Below are 19,975 nucleotides of genomic sequence, written 5' to 3' on the forward strand. Positions count from 1 at the left end.
GGATCACGATGCTGTGGGAGACGGCCGACGCGGCCGAGGTGCTGCGCGACCGGTTCGGGTTCGCGTCCGAGGACGAGGCAGCCGGGTGGGCGGTCCGGGCCGCAAGCGAGCACTGGGGCATCGCAGCTTCGGCGTGCACGCGGATCGTCATGAGCGACCGGAACGCCCTGGCATGGCTCGCCACGGACACCGGTCAGGTCCTGCTCAAGTGGTGCATCGAGCCCTCACGCTTCCCGCGGCTGGCGGTCGCCGCCGACGTCGTCGCGTGGCTCGGTGACCGGGGGCTGCCGGTGTCGGCACCCGTGCCGGCCCGAGACGGGTCGGTGCAGGTCGAGGTCGACGGCGTGTCGGCCGGGCTGCAGCGTGTGATCGGCGGCGAGCTCCTCGACGTCGATGACCCCGATGCGGTGCGGTCGACGGGTCGGTTGATCGCGCGGGTGCACGACGCACTGGCCGCCTGCCCGCGCCACGACGACGTCGCCGCCGTCCGGCCGGCGCCCCTGCCGCTCGTCGACCAGGTGACGGGATGGCTCGACGGTGCCCCGTCGCACCTGCCGCCCGCGGCGCTCGACCTGCTGCGCGCTCGGCTCGCTTCGGTGCCGAGCGAGCCGTTGCCGGTACAGGTCGTGCACGGTGACGTCCGCTTGGCCAACGTCCTGTGCGCCGACGGCGAGGTCGTCGGCCTGATCGACTTCGAGGACCTCCGGCTCGACCACCGCGTCGTCGAGCTCGCTCGCGGGGCCGTCCTGCTCGGCACGCGCTTCCACGACTGGGGGCCGGTCGACGCCGAGGTCCGGGCGGCGTTCCGCCAGGCGGTCGAGTCGGTCAGCCCGCTGTCGTCGGCCGAGTCAGCGTGGTGGGACGTCCTGGTGCTGTGGACGTCCCTGGCGCTCGTGCCGCCCGGCGACGACCCGACGGGCTGGGGCGCTGCAGCGGCCGAGCAGGTCCGGCGGCTCGGCTGACGCGTCGGGAGCACGGTGCGCACGTGCGCACCGTGCTCCCCGCACCGTGCTCAGTCAGGCGCACGGCCGCACCCGCAGCGTGACCACCTGGAACGGCCGGAGCCCGAGCGACACGGTGCCGCCCGTCCAGTCGAAGTGCCGCGCCGTCAGCGCCGGGTCGGACAGGGGCCGTTCGCGTAGGTCGACCTGCTCGACCGACGCCGCGTCGACCCGCAGGTCCAGCTCGGTGTCGGTCCGTGCGCCGAGCGCCTCGTACAGCCGGACGACGACGTCGCCGGACCGGTCGTCGGCGAGCTTGACCGACTCGACGCGGACGCCCGACGACGAGGACACCACCGGAGCGGTCAGGTCCGCGCCCGCCGCCACCGCACGCAACGGCAGGTTCTGGTCGTAGCCACTCGCCACGGTGGCGGCGATGTCGGCGCCCGGGTGGACGGCGTAGGCGAAGGTGTGGTGTCCCAGGTCCTGCTGGGGGTCGGGTGACTGCGCGCCGCGGACCAGGCTCAGCCGGACCTCGGTCTCGACCTCGCCGGAGTCACCCACCCGGCGCGTGATGTCGTGCCCGTAGGTGCCGGCGTTCGTCACACCGATGCCGTAGCCCGGTTCCTCGACGTGCACCCACCGGTGCGCCATCACCTCGAAGCGGGCGTCGTCCCACGAGGTGTTCGTGTGGGTCGGGCGGCGCAGGTGGCCGAACTGGATCTCGGCGCTGTGGTGCTGCGCGTGCACGACGAACGGCAACGAGGCCTTGAGCAGCTTCTCGCGCTCCTGCCACTCGAGGTCGACGCCGAGGTGCACGCGCACGTCGTCGGCGTGCAGGGTGACGGTCTGCACGAGTTCGGACGAGCCGAACGTGCGGTGCACGCGCACGACCGCGCGCAGGTCACCGTCCGTGTCCAGTTCGATGCGGTCCGTGGCGCGGAGTTCGACGACGGAGCGGCGGTAGTGCGCATCGATGTCCCACGCGTCCCACGCGTTCGGCAGGTCCTCGTGCAGGTGCAGCAGGTTCGCGGAACGGCCCGCGGGCACGAGTTCGCGGCCGGCGGTCAGGTCGCGGATCGAGTCGAGCAGCCCCTCGGCGTCGACGTGGACGCGCACGAGCCCATTGTCGAGCACGATGCCGTCCTCGTCCTGCATGGCCGTGACCGGGTGCACCGGCGACACCGCGCGCACGGGCACGACCGCGTGACCGGGGACCTCGACGACGCCGACGGCCCGACCGTCAGCGTCGACGAGGAGCTCCCGGCGGGCGTGGTCGGCCGGGTTCGCGACCGCGCCGACCGCGCCCGCGGCGGACCCCAGCGCCGCGAGGGCGTCGAGGGCGAGCTGCTCGATCTCGGCGTGGGTGCGGCGGTAGGTCTCCTCGTTCTCCTCGTGCACCCACTGGATCGAGGACCCGGGCAGGATGTCGTGGAACTGCTGCAGCAGGGTCGCCTGCCAGAGCTGGTCGAACGTGTCGTACGGGTAGTCGGCGCCGTGCAGTGCCGCCGCGGTCCACCACAGCTCGGCCTCGCGCAGCAGGTGCTCGGCCCGGCGGTTGCCGCGCTTCTCGCGAGCGTGCGACGTGAAGGTGCCGCGGTGCAGTTCGAGGTACAGCTCGCCGACCCAGACCGGCGCGTCGGGGTACTCCGCACGCGCTCGGGCGAAGAAGTCGTCCGGGTGTTCGATCTCGACGCGCGGCGAGCCCTCGAGGGACTCCACCCGGCGCTGGCGCTCCATCATCTCGCGGATCGGGCCACCGCCGCCGTCGCCGTACCCGAAGGGCACCAGGGAGGTGGTCGCGGCACCCTTCTCGCGGAACTGCCGCACGGCGTGGTGCAGCTCTTCGCCCTCGAGCGTCGCGTTGTAGGTGTCGATCGGCGGGAAGTGCGTGAAGATCCGCGAGCCGTCGATTCCCTCCCACCAGAAGGTGTGGTGCGGGAAGGTGTTCGTCTGGTTCCACGACAGCTTCTGCGTCAGGAACCAGTCGAGCCCGGCGAGTTTGGCGATCTGCGGGAACGCCGCCGTGTAGCCGAACGAGTCGGGCAGCCAGATCCCGTGGGTCTCGACGTCGAGCTCGTCCGCGAAGAACCGCAGCCCCTGCGTGACCTGCCGGACCATGGCCTCGCCGCCGGGCAGGTTGCCGTCCGGCTCGATCCACTGCGACCCGACGACGATCCACTGGCCGCGCGCGATGGCGGCCTTGATCCCGGCGAAGACCGACGGGTACCGCTCCTTGACCCACGCGTACTGCTGGGCGCTCGACGCGGCGAACTTCAGGTCCGGGTACTGCTCGGCCAGGGCGAGCACGTTCGAGAACGTCCGGCCGGTCTTGCGCTTGGTCTCACGGATCGGCCAGAGCCAGGCGCTGTCGATGTGCGCGTGCCCGATGCCGCTCAGGCGGTGGGCGGAGCGGTTGGCCGGGCTGGCGAGGGCACCGGCGAGCTCGGCGCGTGCGGCGCCTGCGGTGCCGACGATGTCGTCGAGTGCCAGCACGTCCATCGCGCGTTCCAGGTCGCGCAGCACCTCGTCGCGGCGGGGGTCGGTCTCAGGTAGCTCCCGCACCATCTGGAACAGCACCTCGACGTCGAACCGCAGCGCCCAGACCTCGGGCTCGAACACGGCGAGCTCCGCGGTGCGGAAGGTGTAGATCGGCGTCTCGGGCGCGGTCTTCTTCGAGCCGTACCGCGTCGGGACGAACTCGTTGACCAGGATGTCAGGGTTGGCCGCGGCCTCGAGGAAGTAGTGCACCTGCTCGCCGCCCTCCGCCTGGTCCGCGATGCGCAGGTAGTGGTTGCGCGGGTGGATGCCCTTGACCGGCGTGCCGTCCGGCGTGTGCAGCAGCCCCTCGGCCTGGTTGCCGGGCCAGTCCCCCTGGAACCCGGGGTCGACGAGCAGCTCGACGGTCCGGCCGGCCCACTCGGGCGGCACCGTGCCGGTGACCTCGAACCACCAGGTCGACCACGCCCGACCCCACGGCTCACCGACCGCGAAGGGACGGTACTCGGCGCCCAGGGCCTCGTCCGCGGGCACCGGTTCGTCGGGCACCTGCCACGCACGCAGTGCGACGGGCGTCCGGGCCTGGTGGACGGCGGGGACGATCCGTTCGTTCAGGACGCGCTCGATGCGCTCCTCGACGAGCTTCTGGTTCTGGTGCATGGCGGGGCTTTCGGGACGGGCCGTGTGGGCGGGGCCAGGGTGGGCGGGGCTGCTGGGACGAGCACGGTCGGTGGGTCGACCGGGAGTCGCGGGTCAGCTCAGGTAGGACAGGTGCGGAAACGACGTGGTCGCGTCCTCGAGCAGCGCCCGGGCGACCCGGACGGAGTCCACGAGCGGGTGGTGGGCGAGTGCGCGCAGCGCGGCGGAACGGGAGCCGTGGAGCGCTGCCTCGATCGTCTGGCGCTCGACGTACTTGACCGCGGTGACGGTGCCGAGCCCGAAGTCGGGCACGCGGGCTCCGGCGATCGGGTGCGCGCCGGATGCGTCGACGGTGCACGGGACCTCGACCACGGCGTCGTCGTCGAGTCCGGCGAGCGTGCCCCGGTTCGGCACGTTGAGGATGAGCCGGGCAGGCTGGTCGTACGCGATGCCCCGCATGAGCGAGAGCGCGACGTCCTCGTAGCCGCCGGAGGTCATGTCCTCAAGGTCGCGCTCCCCCATGCCGACCGAGTCGCGGTTGGTCGCCATGTAGGTCGACTCACGCTCGTGGCGGCTCTCCTGCCAAGTGTGGAACGGCTGGGGGCTCTGCGCGGCGTCCGCCCAGAACCGGTCCTGCTGTTCGACCAGGTAGCGCGCGCGGGTGTGCGGCGCGTACTGGTCGGCCTGCAGCACGTCCCGGCGGTAGGCGTAGTAGTGCAGGTACTCGTTCGGCAGCGCCCCGAGCGCCTGCACCCACTCGGCGCCGAACAGGCGGCCCTCTTCGAAGGACTCGATCCGCCCCGGGTCCGCGAGCACCTCGGGCAGCCGGTCAACCCCGTCGACGCGCAGGGCGGTCAGCCAGCCCAGGTGGTTCAGACCCGCGTACTCGAGCTCGACGTCGGGGCCGTGCTGGATGCCGAGCGTGCCCAGCGCACGACGGGCCAGGCCGATCGGCGAGTCGCAGATGCCGATCACACGGTCACCCAGCACGGTCGACATGGCCTCGGTGACGACGCCGGCGGGGTTGGTGAAGTTGATCACCCAGGCGTCCGGAGCAAGACGGCGGATCGTCCGAGCCAGCTCCATGACGATCGGCAGCGTGCGGAGCGCGTACGAGATCCCGCCGAAGCCGACGGTCTCCTGCCCGATCACGCCGTGGGACTGGCCGATCCGCTCGTCGGTCGCCCGGCCCTCCATCCCCGCGACCCGGATCGCCGAGAACACGAAGTCGGCACCGGGGAGCGCCGCCTCGACGTCGGTGTGCACGGAGACGACGGGGGCGTCGGCGACCCCGTCGGCCTGGTCGGCGAGGATCCGGGCCATCGTGCGCAGGCGGTCGGCGTCGACGTCGACGAGGGCGACCTCGGTGACCCGCCCGGGGGCGTGGTCGCGGAGCATGGCGGAGTACACCAGCGGCGTGCGGAACCCGCCACCGCCGATCATGACGAGCTTCACGGGACGAGAACCTCCACGCCGTGCGCGGCGAACGCGGCGGCGACCGGGACCGGCGGTTCGGCGTCGGTGACGACCCGCACGATCGATGACGGCAGGTCGATGCGCGCGGCCCCGGTGCCCGGGAACTTGCTGCTGTCGGCGAGGACGGTGACCTCGTCGCACGCGGTGGCGATCGCCTGCTTGATGGGGACCTGCGCGATCGTGGTGTCGCGCAGGTCGCCGCTCGCCGAGATCCCGCTGACGCCCAGGAAGGCGTGGTCGGCGCGGATGAGTCGGAGCGAGTCGGTGGTCAGGGGTCCCGAGACGCAGTGGTACACGGGGTCGTAGTCGCCCGGCAGCAGCACGAGGTGCACGGCGGCGTCGTCCTTGAGCGCCTCGAACACCGCCATGTTCGCGGTGATGACGGTGACGGGGCGCCCGCGCAGCAGCATCGCGAGCTGCAGGACGGTCGTACCGATGTCGAGCACCACGGTGTGGCCGTCCTCGATCAGGTCGGCGGCGGCCCGGGCGATGCGGACCTTCTCGTCGCGGTGCACGGTCTCGACCTCGGGGAACGGGGCGTCGCCCTCGTGGCCGTCGGCGAGGACCGCGCCGCCGCGGGTGCGCCGCAGCAGGCCGGCATCGTCGAGCCGCTGCAGGTCGCGGCGGATCGTCGCGACGCTGGACCCGGTCGCCTCGGCCAGGTCGGTCACCGACGCGGCGCGGGCGGCCCGCAGTCGATCGAGGATGGCGAGATCGCGGATGTCCTTCATGGTCACCAGCATAGCGATCAAAATCGATCAACTTGCAATGATCTTCAACCAAAATCCTGCGCGATCGGGATCGATCTGTGTTACAACTTCCTCAGCGCCGACCGATGGAGACCGCGATGGACGACCGACTGCACCCCAGCACCGATGCCGACGTGCTCGTTGCCGGCATGCTGTTCTTCGACGCGGTGTTCGCCGACCTGCACGGCGCACCCGTCCTGGGCGAGGAGCACTGGACCCGGCACTTCGCCTGGACGCCCGGCGGCATCGCCAACTTCGCGATCGCCGCGGCCCGCCTCGGTGCGTCCACCGACGCCTGTGCGGCCGTCGGGGACGACGCCCTGAGCGACCTGTGCCGGTCGTCGCTGGCGGCCGAGGGCATCGGCACCGACCTGCTCCGCACGGTGCCGGGCTGGAGCGTCCCGGTCAGCGCCTGCCTCGGGTACGACGGCGACCGCGCGATCGTCACCGGTGGGACCGAGTCCCCCGTCGCCCTCGACGACCTGCTGCCGGCACGGGGCGGGCGCGTCGCCGCACTCCACGTCGACGCGACCACCGCCGACTGGGTCGGCGCCAGCGGTGATCGGGGTCTGCGTGTCTTCGCCGACGTCGGCTGGGACGCGTCCGGCTCCTGGGACCCCGCACTCCTCGACGCGATCGACGGCGCGTACGCGTTCACCCCGAACGACCGCGAGGCGATGGCCTACACCCGCACCGACGACCCGGTCCGAGCCGCACGAGCGCTGGCCGAGCGTGTCCCGCTCAGTGTCGTGACCATGGGCGGCGACGGCGTCGTCGCGGTCGACGCGAGCACCGGCGACGAGGTCGTCGCGGCGCCCGTCCGGGTCCGCGCGGTCGACGCGACCGGCGCCGGTGACGTCTTCTGCGCCGCGCTCGCCGTGGCCTCGCTCACCGACCTGCCGCTGCGCGAGCGGGTCGACTTCGCCGCGCTCGTCGCCGCGATCACCGTCTCCCGGCCCGGAGGCGCGTCCACCGCCCCCCGCGCCGGTGACCTGGCCCCGTGGCTGGCCGCCAACCCGGCCGCCGCGGATCCGGACCGGTTCGGGTTCCTCGCCACGAGCCTCCTGTCCGTCACGCCCGCCACCGCGGGCCGGACCACCTGACCCACCACCTCCCCCTCCCCGCTCCACTTCCCGAACACCAGGAGACACCCCATGCGCACCTCCTCGAAGCGTCGCCGCACCGCCGCGGTCCTCGCCACCGCGGTCGCCGCGGCCATCGTCCTCACCGGCTGCTCCGCGGGCTCGTCCGCATCGTCCGGCAAGCTCACCACCTGGCTGTGGCCCGGCGCCGTCGGCGACACGGTGGTCTCGAGCGCCAAGAAGGAGTTCAGCTCCGACAAGCTGCAGGTCAACGTCATCGGCGGTGACTTCAAGCAGAAGCTCGTGACGACGTTCACCGGCAAGAGCAACATCCCCTCGATCACCGGCGTCAAGGGCGAGGACATGCCCTACTTCCTGCAGCAGTCGAGTCTGTTCACCGATCTGAAGGACGTGGTGCCGGCCTCGTACCTCGCGCAGTTCCCGAAGTGGAAGCTCGCCGAGGCCACCACCGCCGACGGCAAGCTGATCGGGCTGCCGACGGACATCGGCCCCTCGGCGCTGTTCTACCGTCAGGACGTCCTCGAGAAGGCGGGGCTGCCCTCCGAGCCCGCAGCCGTCGCGGACGCCACCAGTACGTGGGACAAGTACTTCGCGTTCGGCAAGCAGCTCAAGGAGAAGACGGGCGCGTCGCTCGAGGTCTCGATGGGCGACGTCTTCAGCTGGTCGATGGCGCAGGCCGACAGCGGGTTCGTCAACAAGTCGGGCAAGTTCACCGGCGACAGCGACACGGTCAAGCAGGCCTGGGACCGCGCCGTCACCGCCGAGAAGGACGGCATCGTCGCCGGCATCGAGGACGGCAGCCCGGACTGGGCCTCAGCCGTCAACGAGGGCACCATCCCGACCGTCCTCGGCGCCGCATGGCACGCCGGGGACATCAAGAGCGCGGCGCCGGACACGTCGGGCAGCTGGCGCGTCACGGCGACGCCCGGCGGGCCCGGCAACGTCGGTGGTTCGTTCCTGACCATCCCCGCCGCCACGTCCGACAAGAAGACCGCACTCAAGGTCATCGAGTCGCTGATCTCGCCGTCGGCCCAGGCGACCACGTACAGCCAGGTCGGCAACTTCCCGTCCTCGTCCAAGGCGCTCGACGAGTCAGCGCTGACGAAGGGTGACTCGTTCTTCGGCGGCCAGGACACCGCGTCCGTGTTCAAGGACGCGATCGAGTCGATGCCGACGAAGTACACCAGCCCCTACGACGCCCAGGTCTCGGCGCCGTACCTCACCCAGCTGACGAACATCCAGTCGCAGGGCAAGGACGCGGACCAGGCCTGGGACGACGCCGTCAAGGCCGCGAAGTCGGCGCTGGAGTCAGCCAAGTGACGACCTCCGTCGCACCGTCGCTGGCGGGGCATCCGCCGCACCTGGCCGATGTACCTCGCCGTCGCACCGTTCTTCATCCTGTTCCTGGTGTTCGGGCTGTACCCGACGATGTACTCGCTCGTGCTGTCCTTCCAGGACTGGAACGGTCTGGGCGACCCGACCTGGGTCGGCCTGGAGAACTTCCAGAAGCTCTTCGCCGACCCGACGTTCTACCTGTCGATCCGCAACACCTTCGTCATCTTCGCGCTGTCGACGTTCCCGATGCTCGTCATCGCCATCGTCGTGGCGGCGATGCTCAACAGCGCCGTCCGCTACAGCACGGCACTCCGCATCGCCTACTTCATCCCGAACATCACGTCGGTCGTCGCCATGGCGGTGCTGTTCGGCTCGATCTTCGGGCAGAACTTCGGCCTGGCCAACACCCTGCTGCATGCCGTCGGTCTGCCCGCGGTGCCGTGGCTGAGCACGCCGTTCGGCATCCAGGTCACCGTGTCGCTCCTGATCACCTACCAGTGGACGGGCTACAACGCGATCATCTTCCTGGCCGGCATGCAGTCCATCGGCGGCGAGGTGTACGAGGCAGCCAAGATCGACGGCGCCGGCGCCTTCCGCAGCTTCTTCTCGATCACCCTGCCGCTGCTGCGCCCGACGGTGATCTTCGTGCTGGTCGTCAGCACGATCACCGGCCTGCAGAGCTTCACCGAGGCCCAGGTCCTGACCACCACCGCCGGGTCCACCAACAGCGGCGGTGCCGGGCAGGGCGGCCTGACGATGGTCCTCTACTTCTACCAGCAGGCCTTCGGCTTCAACCGCTTCGGCTACGGCGCAGCCATCGCCTGGGGCGTGTTCCTCATCGTCGTCGTGTTCACGATCATCAGCTGGCGCTTCACCGCCGGCCGCAAGGAAGAGGCACAGTCGTGACCGTCCTGACCCAGCGCCCGACGGCGGCGCAGACCGAACCGCGCTCTCCCCTGACCCGGCGCCGCCACCGTCGACCGCCCGCGTCACGCGTGGTGCTGTACACGCTGCTCACCCTGGGCGCCGTGGTGTCGATCTTCCCGCTGTACTGGCTGTTCGTGATGGCGAGCAACACCACGAGCGACATCTACAAGTCGCCGCCGGTGTTCGTGCCGGGGCCGTGGCTCTTCCAGAACATCGGCGAGGTCTTCGACAAGATCGACTTCGGCGGCGCGCTGCTGAACACCGTGATCGTCTCGGTGAGCGTCACCGCGCTCGTGCTGTTCTTCGACTCGCTGGCGGCGTTCACGTTCGCCAAGTTCGACTTCCCGCTGCGCAAGACGCTGTTCACCGTGGTGCTCGTCACGTTCATGCTGCCGATGCAGCTGTCGGTGATCCCGCAGTTCATCACGATGACGAACCTGGGCTGGGTCGGGCACCTGCAGGCGCTCATCGTGCCGGCCGCGGCGAACGCGTTCGGCATCTTCTGGCTGCGGCAGTACATCCTGTCGAGCGTCCCGGACGAGCTGATGGACGCCGCGGTGATCGACGGCGCCGGGTTCTTCCGGCAGTGGTGGACCGTGTGCCTGCCGCTCATCCGTCCGGGCCTGGGGTTCCTCGGGATCTTCACGTTCATCGGCTCGTGGAACGACTACCTGTGGCCGCTCATCGTGCTCAACGACCCGAACCACCTGACGCTGCAGGTCGCGATGGCGCAGCTCAACACCACCTTCGCGAACAACTACAGCATGGTGATGGCCGGCGCGCTGCTGTCCGTCCTGCCGTTGCTGGTCGTGTTCCTCATCGGTGCCCGCCAGTTCATCGGGGACATCGCCAAGGGCGCCATCAAGTGAGCGCACCGCACGCCGTCCGGCCCCTTGGGACCACGACGCCCGGCTCGGACTCGCGCCTGCCTCCTCGCGCACGGGTCCGGTCGGACGCCAGGGCACTGTCACTCGACGGCGTGTGGCGGTTCCGGCTCACCGACCACGCGCCGCTCGACGAGGTCGACGGCATCCCGCCGTTCGCCGTGCACGGATCCGACGGCGCCGACTGGCACGACCTGGTCGTCCCGTCCCACTGGCCCCTGCACGGCCACGGATCCCCCTGGTACACGAACATCCGCTACCCGTTCCCGGTCGACCCGCCGCACGTCCCCGACACGAACCCGACCGGCGACCACGTCCGCACGGTCGATCTCCCCGACGACTGGCCCGCGACCGGGCGGACCGTGCTGCGGCTCGACGGCGCCGAGTCGCTCGCCCATGTGTGGGTCAACGGCACCGAGATCGGCTGGTCCACCGGCAGCCGGCTCGCGGTCGAGTACGACGTCACCGACGTGCTGCGTCCGGGCACCAACACGGTCGCGCTCCGTGTGCACCAGTGGTCGCAGGGCAGTTACCTCGAGGACCAGGACCAGTGGTGGCTGCCGGGCGTCTTCCGCTCGGTCGCGCTGGAACACCGCCCGGTCGACGCGCTCGACGACGTCTTCGTCACCGCAGACCGCGACCCCGTCACGGGCCGCGGCCGGCTGCGCATCGAGACGGTCACCACCGCCGGGTCGGTCACGGTCCGGCTGCCGGAGACCGGACTGGAGGCCCGGATCAGCCCCGCCTCGCCGGCCCACCTCGACGTCGGCGTCGTCGACGCGTGGTCGGCCGAGATCCCCCGGCTGTACGACCTGACGGTCGCGACCGACGGCGAACGGGTCCGCATGCGGGTCGGGTTCCGTCGCGTCGAGGTCGTCGGCGACCAGCTGCTGGCCAACGGCGTCCCGCTCGTGTTCCACGGCGTGAACCGGCACGAGACCCACCCCGACCTCGGCCGGGTGTTCGACGAGGACGTGGTCCGCGCCGACCTCGCGCTCATGAAGCGCCACAACGTCCAGGCGGTCCGCACCGCCCACCAGCCGCCGCACCCGCGCTTCCTCGAGCTCGCCGACGAGCTCGGGTTCTGGGTCGTGCTGGAGTGCGACCTCGAGACCCACGGCTTCTGGGAGGTCGACTGGGTCGGCAACCCCTCCGACGACCCGACGTGGCGCGACGCGTACCTGGACCGGGTACGGCGCACCGTCGAGCGGGACAAGAACCACGCCTCGGTCGTGATGTGGTCGCTCGGCAACGAGTCCGGCACCGGGCGGAACCTGGCGGCGATGGCGGACTGGATCCGACAGCGCGACCCCTCGCGGCCGATCCACTACGAGGGCGACGTCGACGGCGCGTACACGGACGTCTACTCGCGGATGTACCCGACGCTCGAGGAGATCGACTCGGTGTGCGGCACGGTCACGATGCCGGTGCACGAGACCTCGGGTCCCGCCGCCGGTGCCCGACAGCGGGCCAAGCCGTTCCTGCTGTGCGAGTACGGCCACGCGATGGGCAACGGGCCGGGCATGCTCGCCGAGTACCAGGAGCGCATCGAGCGGTGGCCGTCGCTGCACGGCGGGTTCGTGTGGGAGTGGCGGGACCACGGCCTCCGCACCCGGACGGCCGACGGCACGACGTACTTCGGGTACGGCGGCGACTTCGGCGAGCCCGTCCACGACGGGGTCTTCGTGATGGACGGTCTGGTGCTGTCCGACGGCACGCCCACCCCCGCACTCGCCGACCTGGCGGCGCTCTGGGCGCCCGTCCGCTTCGTCCGGACGGGCTCGTCGCTGACCGTCCGGAACCTCCGGGCGCACGCCGACACAGCAGACCTGGTCGTGTCGTGGGAGCTGCGGGTCGACGGACGCGCGGTCGACGACGGGACGCTGGACGTGCCTCCCGTCCGCCCCGGTTCGGAGGCGACAGTCGCCCTGCCGAGCGAGGCGATCGCCCCGCGGCGAGGCCACCGTGCGCACCTGACCTTCCGAGCGGACCTGCGTGCCGACACCGCATGGGCGGACGCCGGGCACGCCGTCGCGAGCGGCCAGGTCGCGGCCGACGTGGTCGCAGTCGAGCCCGTCGAGGCCGAGTCCGGCCGGCCGGGCCGGACCGCACTGCCGGTGTCCGCGGTGTTCTCGGACGACGGCACGCTGCGGTCGTGGCGCGGTGTCCCGCTCGCCGGACCGCGGCCGGAACTGTGGCGTGCGCCCACCGAGAACGACCGTGCCGCCGGACAGGGGTCCTCCGAGACGGTGCTGCCGGAACTCACCTCGGGACGGGGCGACGAGTCCGTCCCGCCGTCCGCCGACCGCTGGCGCGAGCGGGGCCTCGACCGGCTGACACACCGCGTGCTGTCGCTCGAGACCGACGGGCGGGCCCTCGTGCAGCGCGTCCGGTCGATGCCGGCGGGCTCCTCGACGGGCATCGAGTCCGAGTTCCGCTGGACCGGCGACGACGGCAGCCTGCGCCTGCGCTGGACCACCGTGCCGATCGGTCCGTGGGACTGCACGTGGCCGCGGATCGGGCTGCACCTGGAGCTGCCCGAGGACCTGACCGACGACGCCTCGTGGTGGGGCACCGGTCCGCACGAGTCCTACGCCGACGCCCGCAACGGCGTCGAGGTCGGACGCTTCACCGCGCCGATCGACGACCTCGGCATCCGGTACGCGCGGCCGCAGGAGACCGGGCACCGGCCGGGGCTGCACGAACTGCGGCTCGGTCCGCTCGTCGTCGCCGCCGCCGAGGGGCACGGCGCCACGCTGCCCGGCTTCCAGGTCGCGCGGCACAGCGCCCAGCAGTGGAGCGCCGTCGGGCACGCGCACGAGCTGCCGGCGTCCGATCGACTCCACCTGTACCTCGACGCTGCGCAGCACGGGCTCGGGTCACGGGCATGCGGGCCGGACGTGCTCCCCCGATACGCACTCTGGCCGCGGCAGGTGGCGCTCGACATCACGTTCCGCTGACCGGGCGGGGTGCGGCGGCGGTCCGTGCGAGCTTGGCCGCCCGGTGCGCGGTTGCCCCCCCCCGCACCGGGCCGTCAACCTCGCACCGAGCGGGAAGCTCGCACCGTGCTCGAGGCCGTCAGCCTCGCACCGTGCTCGGTTGCGTCAGCGCGGCGGTCGCGCGGCCCGGCGTCGCCCACACCCGGCCGTCGGCACTGAACGCGATGACGTCGACGTCCTCGTCCGCGGTGAACCCGGCCAGGTCGGTCTCGTCGCCGGCGACGATCGCGGTGGCGAGCACGTCGGCGGTGACGATGTCGTCGGCGACCACGGTGGCCTGGACGAACGTCGGGGCGGCGCGGCGCCAGATGTGTTCCCCGCGTTCCGCCGTGCCGGACGTCGCGACCGCCCGACGGGGTGCTGTGAGGGGGACGACGGCGACCACCCGCTGCCGGTCGGTCGGGTCGACGATCCCGACGCCCCAGGGCTGCTCCTCGTGCTGCCCGCGCACCAGCACGTCGCCGCCCACGCTGAGCATCCAGTCGTGACCAGCCGCGTCGAGCACCGTGCCGGCGTCACGGATGGCCATCGCCTTGACGACCCCGGACAGGTCGACGACGCCGTCCGGGCGGTGCGGGGTGAACGCCCCGTGGGTCCGGTCACGCCATGCCAGCGCCAGGGCGTACGTCGCACGGACCTCGTCCGGGGTGTCCGGCAGGCGGAGCGCCCCGTCGGCCACGCGGCGCAGCACCGAGCTCGGGTCGTACAGGCTGTAGCGGTGGTCGTACCCGGCGAAGACGCTGCGGACCTCGGCCGCGGTGGCGTCGTCGGCACCGCGGAGGCTGACCACGGTGCCCATCGTCGGGAACGTCCGGACGCTCACAGGCCCGCCTGGTCGATCGCGGACTGCAGTGAGGTGACGTAGCCGTCGCTGGTGTAGGTCGCGCCGCTCACCGCCTGGATCTTCGCGGACTGCGCCTGCAGGGCCTCCTGCCGCAGGATCGGGGCGGCCTGCTGGCTGATCTGCACCGAGCGACCGCCGTCGTTGGTCAGCTGGAGCGCCGTCACCTCGGTGATCTTCCCGCTGGCCACCGTGATCTCGACCTGGACCGGTCCGTACCGGGTCTGGGCGGTGGTGCCGGTGAACGTGCCGGACGCGGTCGAGGTCCCGGTCCCGGTGGACGCGCCACCGCTCGACGTGCCTCCGGAGGTACCGCTGCCCGACGAGGTGCTGCCGCTGGTCGTGCCCTGCTGCACCGGTGTCGTCACCGCCGGCTGCGCGCCGAGCTGCCAGCCGATGACCAGGACCGCGGCGGACGAGACGATCCCGCCGGCCACCATCCGCGCCCTCACGAGCCGAACCGTTCCTGGTGGATCTGGTGTTCGGGGACGCCGGCGAGCCGGGCCTCGCGGACGACCAGGTCAGCCCACACCTGCGGGCCGCACACGTACAGGTCGGACTCGAGCAGGCGCGGGAACACCGCGCGCAGCGTCACACCGCGTCGGACGTCGTCCTCGGTCATCCAGCTCTCGCGGGACCATGCGCGGGGACCGACCATGGTGGCGCACACGCTGCCGGTCGACGCGGCCAACGCTGCGGTCTCGTGCCACAGGTACTGCTGGTCGGCGTCCGTCCCGCGCAGCAGCACGGTCGCCTCGCCCGGCCGCAGGTCGGTGTCCTCGAGCAGCGCGCGGACCGGGGTGATGCCGATCCCGGACGCGACGAGCGCCAGGAAGGGAGCCGTCCGGGCTCGCGTGGTGAACAGTCCGTAGGGCCCCTCGAGCGAGACGACCGCCCCGGGGGTGATCCGACCGAGTCGGGCCGATCCGGCGCCGAGGTCGCGCACGGTGATGCGTGCAGAGCGGGCACCGGGAACGGCGGAGAACGAGACCGGGTGTGCGTGCCACCAGGTCCGTGCGGTCCAGAACCGCCACACGCCGTACTGCCCGCCGCGCACTCCCAGCCGGTCGAGGTCCCGCCCGGTCAGGTGGATCGACACCACGCCGGGTGCGATCGGCTCCACCGCCACGACACGGATGCGGTGCCGCAGGGAGACCACGACGGGCAGCAGGAACCGGTACACGACGATGAGCCCGAGCGCGATCACGTACAGCGCGATCCAGTACACCCGCTGCCAGGTGCCGTTCGCCAGGACGCTGCCGACGCTGAGCATGTGCGGCAGCGCCACGAGCACCGCGGCGTAGCTGAGCAGGTGGATCACGTGCCACGCCTCGTACGGCAGGCGCCGGCGCACGGCGACGAGCGACGTCACCACGACGGCCACGAACAGCCCGAGTCCCAGGTACGCCAGCGGCATGTCCGGCGTCGAGAACAGCGCGATGGTCTCGGCGATCGGGTTCGTCCGGTCCGCCGCGCCGTAGCCCAGGGTGAGCAACAGGCCGTGTGCGAGCAGCAGGTACAGCACGGGCTTGCCGAGCGAGCGGTGCACGGCGATCGCGGTGTCCTGGCCGAAGGTGCGGTCGATGAGCGGGACCCGGGCGGCCAGCACGAGCATGACCAGCACCAGGTCGGTCGCGACCAGCCCCGCGACGATGCCCGCGTCGGTCAGCCAGCCGCTGATGCCGGACACCGTGTGCGACCCCGGCGAGGCCAGCCAGAGCGCGACCGCGGCGGCAGCCGACGCCCACGCCAGGACACCCAGCAGGTCGCCCGCGGCGGTGCGCCGACGGTGGGCTCGGCGGCGGCGTCCGACAGCGACGTCGAGCGGCTCGGCAGCGGGTGGGACCGCGTGTCGGACGGCGGTGCGGGCGGGGCGAGCGGTGTCGATCATCGTCGCGCTCCTCTTCAGCAGGTGGTCGGGTGACACACAGCCTGAGGATGACTCCTATGCGTGGACCGGGAACGGCCACGGCGCTTCGTTCGAGACCTCGAACGAAGCGCCGCCGTCAGAGCGCGGGCAACCGGACCACGGCCTCCGCGCCCCCGCCCACCGGGTTGGCGAGTGATGCGCTCCCGCCGGCCCGCTCAGCCACGGCCCGCACGAGCGCGAGCCCGAGCCCGCTGCCGCCGAGCCGGGAGCGCCGGGCCTCGTCGGCACGCGTGAACCGGTCGAACGCCCGCGGGAGGAAGTCCACCGGCACGCCGGGACCGTCGTCGGTGACCCGCAGGACCAGGCCGAGCCGGTCCTCCTGGCCGAGTGCCACCCGCACCACACCACCCGCACTGCCGGCGGCGACCGCGTTCGCGACCAGGTTGTCGACGACGCGGGCGAAGGCCGCGGTGCCGATCGCGTACCGGACGTCGCTGTCGGGCGCTTCGACGTCGAAGTCGATGTCGCGGTCCTCGACCCCGCCGAGCGCCCGGGCGCGGTCCACGCTGCCCATCAACTCGGTGACGAGGTCGCGCGCTGTCGTGGTCGGCTGCGGACCGTCCTCGTCCAGGCGGCTCAGCTCGAGCAGCGTGTTCGCCAGCGCGACGAGCCGCCCCGCGTCGACCTCGGCCGCGCTCAGCTCGCGTTCGAGTGCCTCGGCGTCGCCGGACTCGCGGTGTGCCAGCTCCAGCCGCGCCGTCAGCGCCGCCAACGGGGTGCGCAGTTCGTGGCTGGCGTCGGAGACCATCTGTCGCTCGCGTGCGGCGTCCGCGCGCTGCCGGTCGATGAACGCGTTGAGGGTCCGCGCCAGGTCGTCGAGCTCGTCGGCCGACGTGCCGACGGGCAGGTGCCCACCGCTGCGGCCCGCGCTGATGTCCTCGGCGGTGCGTCGCAACCGACCCACCGGCCGGAGCGCCAGCGTCGAGAGCAGCCACGCCGTCCCCGCGAACGCCGCGACGGCCAGGAGCACCCCGATCACCAGGGACCGGTCGACGCGTTCCAGGGTCTCCTGCCCGGCGCGGCCGTCGTGTGCGGCCCAGACGACGAACGTCCCACGGTCGTTGACGACCGGGGTGCCGACGACCGTGACGCTCCGACGGTCGGTGTGCAGGCGCAGCGTGACCTGGTCGTCCGGGACGGTGTCGGGCAGCACCCGGCGGACGTCGGCCGGAAGGGCGTCGACGACCCAGCTGCCGTCCGCACTCCGGATGCCGACCAGGACGTCCTCGGCCGGGCGGTCCGGCGGTTCGTCGGGGTTGTTCCGCAGGTCGGAGACGAACGGGGCGGCGTCACCCGCGGCCAGCGACCGGTCCGTCGCGAGCGTCGCCTGCCGGATCTGCAGGTGCAGCACCCCGGCCGCCCCGGTGAGCACGACGGCACCGATGAGCAGACTGCCCAGGGTGATGCGCGCACGGATCGACAGGCGCCCCAGGACCCGCATCACGCGGGGACGACCTCGAGTGCATAGCCGACACCGCGCACCGTGCGGATCGACACGTCGGCACCGGCGGCGGACAGCTTCTTCCGGACGTAGCTGACGTACTGGTCGACGATCGTCGGATCGAAGTGCTCGGCACTCCCCCAGACCTCCTGCAGCACCTCGGCCCGCGAGCGCGTCGCCGGGCTCCCCTGGATCAGGAAGCGCAGCAGCGAGAACTCCTTGACGCTCAGTGGCAGGTCGCGTCCGTCGACCGATGCACGCACGGCGACCACGTCGAGCCGCACCCGTCCGGCCGTCACGACGGTCGCGGTGCCCGCTGCACGACGACGCAGCTGCGCGCGGATCCGGGCGTTCAGCTCGGCGATCGCGAACGGCTTGGTCAGGTAGTCATCGGCGCCGGAGTCGAGCCCGAACACGCGGTCGTCGACGGCGTCGCGCGCGGTCACCAGGATCACGGGCAGGTCCTGCCCCATCTCGCGCAGCCGGCGGCACACCTCGAAGCCGGTCATCTCCGGCAGCATCACGTCGATGGCCGCCGCGTCGAACGCCTGCTCGCGGGCACGGAGGAGCGCCTCGACGCCGTCGGTCACGACCGTGACGGTGTGGCCCTCGCCGGTGAGCCCGCGCGCGACCAGGGCGCCCATCGCCGGGTCGTCCTCCACCACCAGGATCGCCGCCATGCCCCCAGCCAACCAGCATCCAGCCCGCGCATCGTGTGAGGTTTCGAACGACGCCGCGCGGGCACGGTGCGCGCCGGGCTGACTAACGTCCTCGCCATGACTGTCCCCACCACCCGGTCCGACTCCCGCACCACGAGCACGCTCCCCGCCGGACCCCGGCGGGCCTTCGCGATCCTGGTCGGGCTGACCGTCCTGTTCGTCTTCCTGCAGTCGCTGACCGCCGGCGAGTTCATCTCCGACGGCCTGCCCGAGTCCGCAAAGGCGACCTGGACCGACGTCCACGGGCTCGTCGCCTACCCGATCATGGTCTTCGCCCTGGCCGCGGCCGTCGTCGCGTTCACCCGGCTCGGCACTGCCCGGCTCGCGGCCGTCGGCGCCGGTGCACTGTTCGTCCTGAGCGTCGTGCAGTGGCTGCTCGGCCACGCGATCACGACCCTCGGCTGGGACTGGGTGACGCCGTGGCACGTCGTGCTGGCGTTCGTCGTCTACGGCGTCGCGATCTGGCTGTCGGTCCGGACGGCGGCAATGCGGCGCGGCTGAGCACGCGGACGCCCCGGTGCTCACGCGGACGCCCCGGTGCTCGCGCGGACGGCCCCGGTCCGCACGCGGACGGCCCGGTCCGCACGCGCTTGGTGGCTCGGTGCAAGGTTGGTGCCTCGCACCGAGCCGTCAAGCTCGCACCGAAGACAAACCGCGCACGGTGCGCGGCCTGGAGGCGCGGCTCGCGTCCGTCAGACCACCGACCAGCCGCCGTCGCTCGGCAGGACGGCACCGTTGACGTTCGCCGAGTCGTCACTCAGCAGCCAGGTGATCGCGGCCGCGAGCTGCTCGGGCTGCGCCACCGGCGGGACGACGACCTGCAGGAGCGGGCCGATCCGTCCGGCCGCGTACTCGCTGCGCATCGGCGCCTCGATGTTGGTCGCCACGGCACCCGGCGCCACGGCGTTCGCGCGGATCCCCTGCGGCCCGTGGAAGAATGCGACGCTCTTGGTGAACCCGGCGATCGCGTGCTTCGACGCCGTGTACGCCACGCCGGCCGCCGACCCACGCAGGGCCGCTTCCGATGCCACGTTCACGACGGCGCCGCGCCCGGCAGCGATCATCACCGGCAGCACCGCCCGGGTCAGGCGCATCGGACCCGTGACGTTCACGCTGAACACCCGGTCCCACGTGGCGTCGTCGACCTCGCTCGGCGGCAGGAACGCGTCCATGATCCCGGCGACGTTGGCCAGGCCGTCGATGCGGTCGCCCGCGGCAGCGAGCAACGCGTCGATCGTCTCGGTGCCGGTGACGTCCCCGACGACCGTCTCGACCGCGAGTCCGGCGGAGTCGACGAGCTCGGCACGCAGGGCGTCGAGTCGTTCGGCCACGACGTCCGTCGCGATCACACGGCCGCCCTCGTGCGCGATCCGGGCCGCCGTGGCGCGCCCGATGCCGGATCCTGCTCCGGTGACGATGATGGTCCTGCCGGTGAAGCGTCCGGCGGTGGTGTCGGTCATGGTGCCTCCTCGTCGAGCGGCGCGGTGTGCGC

16 protein-coding genes are annotated in these 19,975 nt (G+C 72.1%); 7 read left to right on the plus strand and 9 right to left on the minus strand.

What is annotated here, in order from left to right:
• Positions 1-149: 149 nt before the first annotated feature.
• A complete protein-coding gene (locus ASG04_RS18100; protein WP_414835834.1) occupies positions 150-962 on the plus strand; it encodes a phosphotransferase in 813 nt (270 codons plus the stop codon).
• A 54-nt stretch (positions 963-1,016) separates the two neighbouring features.
• Here ASG04_RS18100 and ASG04_RS13345 read toward each other — a convergent pair whose 3' ends face one another.
• The 3 genes from ASG04_RS13345 to ASG04_RS13355 form a co-directional block, all read right to left on the minus strand.
• A complete protein-coding gene (locus tag ASG04_RS13345; protein WP_056125223.1) occupies positions 1,017-4,100 on the minus strand; it encodes an alpha-mannosidase in 3,084 nt (1,027 codons plus the stop codon).
• Positions 4,101-4,193: 93 nt separating this feature from the next.
• Positions 4,194-5,534 carry a 6-phospho-beta-glucosidase gene (locus tag ASG04_RS13350; RefSeq protein ID WP_056125224.1) on the minus strand — a complete coding sequence of 447 codons (1,341 nt, stop codon included), beginning with the start codon at positions 5,532-5,534 and terminating at the stop codon, positions 4,194-4,196.
• A complete protein-coding gene (locus ASG04_RS13355; RefSeq protein ID WP_056125804.1) occupies positions 5,531-6,286 on the minus strand; it encodes a DeoR/GlpR family DNA-binding transcription regulator in 756 nt (251 codons plus the stop codon). Before ASG04_RS13355 ends, ASG04_RS13350 begins: the two co-directional genes overlap by 4 nt.
• Before the next feature lie 116 nt (positions 6,287-6,402).
• On the opposite strand from ASG04_RS13355, the gene ASG04_RS13360 reads away from it, so the two are divergent.
• From ASG04_RS13360 to ASG04_RS13380, 5 genes are read left to right on the plus strand one after another with little or no spacing between them, the layout of a single operon-like run.
• Positions 6,403-7,407 (plus strand): carbohydrate kinase family protein, encoded by a 1,005-nt coding sequence (locus ASG04_RS13360; protein WP_235515540.1) that lies wholly within the window; start codon positions 6,403-6,405, stop codon positions 7,405-7,407.
• 51 nt (positions 7,408-7,458) lie between these two features.
• A complete protein-coding gene (locus ASG04_RS13365) occupies positions 7,459-8,727 on the plus strand; it encodes an ABC transporter substrate-binding protein (protein WP_056125229.1) in 1,269 nt (422 codons plus the stop codon).
• Positions 8,728-8,775: 48 nt separating this feature from the next.
• Positions 8,776-9,648 carry a carbohydrate ABC transporter permease gene (locus ASG04_RS13370; RefSeq protein ID WP_082518125.1) on the plus strand — a complete coding sequence of 291 codons (873 nt, stop codon included), beginning with the start codon at positions 8,776-8,778 and terminating at the stop codon, positions 9,646-9,648.
• On the plus strand, positions 9,645-10,538 hold the full coding sequence (locus ASG04_RS13375) for a carbohydrate ABC transporter permease (protein WP_235515541.1): 894 nt from the start codon (positions 9,645-9,647) through the stop codon (positions 10,536-10,538). Before ASG04_RS13370 ends, ASG04_RS13375 begins: the two co-directional genes overlap by 4 nt.
• Complete coding sequence (locus ASG04_RS13380) at positions 10,535-13,513, plus strand: glycoside hydrolase family 2 TIM barrel-domain containing protein (RefSeq protein ID WP_082518127.1); 2,979 nt, start codon at positions 10,535-10,537, stop codon at positions 13,511-13,513. Before ASG04_RS13375 ends, ASG04_RS13380 begins: the two co-directional genes overlap by 4 nt.
• A gap of 118 nt (positions 13,514-13,631) precedes the next feature.
• On the opposite strand, the gene ASG04_RS13385 is transcribed toward ASG04_RS13380, so the two are convergent.
• From ASG04_RS13385 to ASG04_RS13405, 5 genes are all read right to left on the minus strand, one after another.
• Complete coding sequence (locus ASG04_RS13385; RefSeq protein WP_235515542.1) at positions 13,632-14,375, minus strand: FAD:protein FMN transferase; 744 nt, start codon at positions 14,373-14,375, stop codon at positions 13,632-13,634.
• Positions 14,372-14,845, minus strand: a complete 474-nt coding sequence (locus tag ASG04_RS13390) for an FMN-binding protein (RefSeq protein ID WP_235515543.1) — start codon at positions 14,843-14,845, stop codon at positions 14,372-14,374. The genes ASG04_RS13385 and ASG04_RS13390 overlap by 4 nt, the downstream gene beginning before the upstream one ends.
• Positions 14,842-16,284, minus strand: a complete 1,443-nt coding sequence (locus ASG04_RS13395; RefSeq protein ID WP_056125812.1) for a ferric reductase-like transmembrane domain-containing protein — start codon at positions 16,282-16,284, stop codon at positions 14,842-14,844. The genes ASG04_RS13390 and ASG04_RS13395 overlap by 4 nt, the downstream gene beginning before the upstream one ends.
• Before the next feature lie 115 nt (positions 16,285-16,399).
• The gene (locus tag ASG04_RS13400) at positions 16,400-17,764 is read right to left on the minus strand and encodes a sensor histidine kinase (RefSeq protein WP_056125234.1); all 1,365 of its coding nucleotides are present in this window, start codon (positions 17,762-17,764) and stop codon (positions 16,400-16,402) included.
• A complete protein-coding gene (locus ASG04_RS13405; RefSeq protein ID WP_056125236.1) occupies positions 17,764-18,444 on the minus strand; it encodes a response regulator transcription factor in 681 nt (226 codons plus the stop codon). Before ASG04_RS13405 ends, ASG04_RS13400 begins: the two co-directional genes overlap by 1 nt.
• A 96-nt stretch (positions 18,445-18,540) precedes the next feature.
• Here ASG04_RS13405 and ASG04_RS13410 point away from each other — a divergent pair, with 96 nt between their 5' ends.
• Complete coding sequence (locus ASG04_RS13410) at positions 18,541-18,984, plus strand: hypothetical protein (RefSeq protein WP_056125239.1); 444 nt, start codon at positions 18,541-18,543, stop codon at positions 18,982-18,984.
• Between the two features lie 191 nt (positions 18,985-19,175).
• Here ASG04_RS13410 and ASG04_RS13415 read toward each other — a convergent pair whose 3' ends face one another.
• Positions 19,176-19,943, minus strand: a complete 768-nt coding sequence (locus ASG04_RS13415; RefSeq protein WP_056125242.1) for an SDR family NAD(P)-dependent oxidoreductase — start codon at positions 19,941-19,943, stop codon at positions 19,176-19,178.
• Positions 19,944-19,975 lie beyond the last annotated feature (32 nt).

This window comes from Curtobacterium sp. Leaf183 (genome assembly GCF_001424385.1).
GTDB lineage: Bacteria > Actinomycetota > Actinomycetes > Actinomycetales > Microbacteriaceae > Curtobacterium.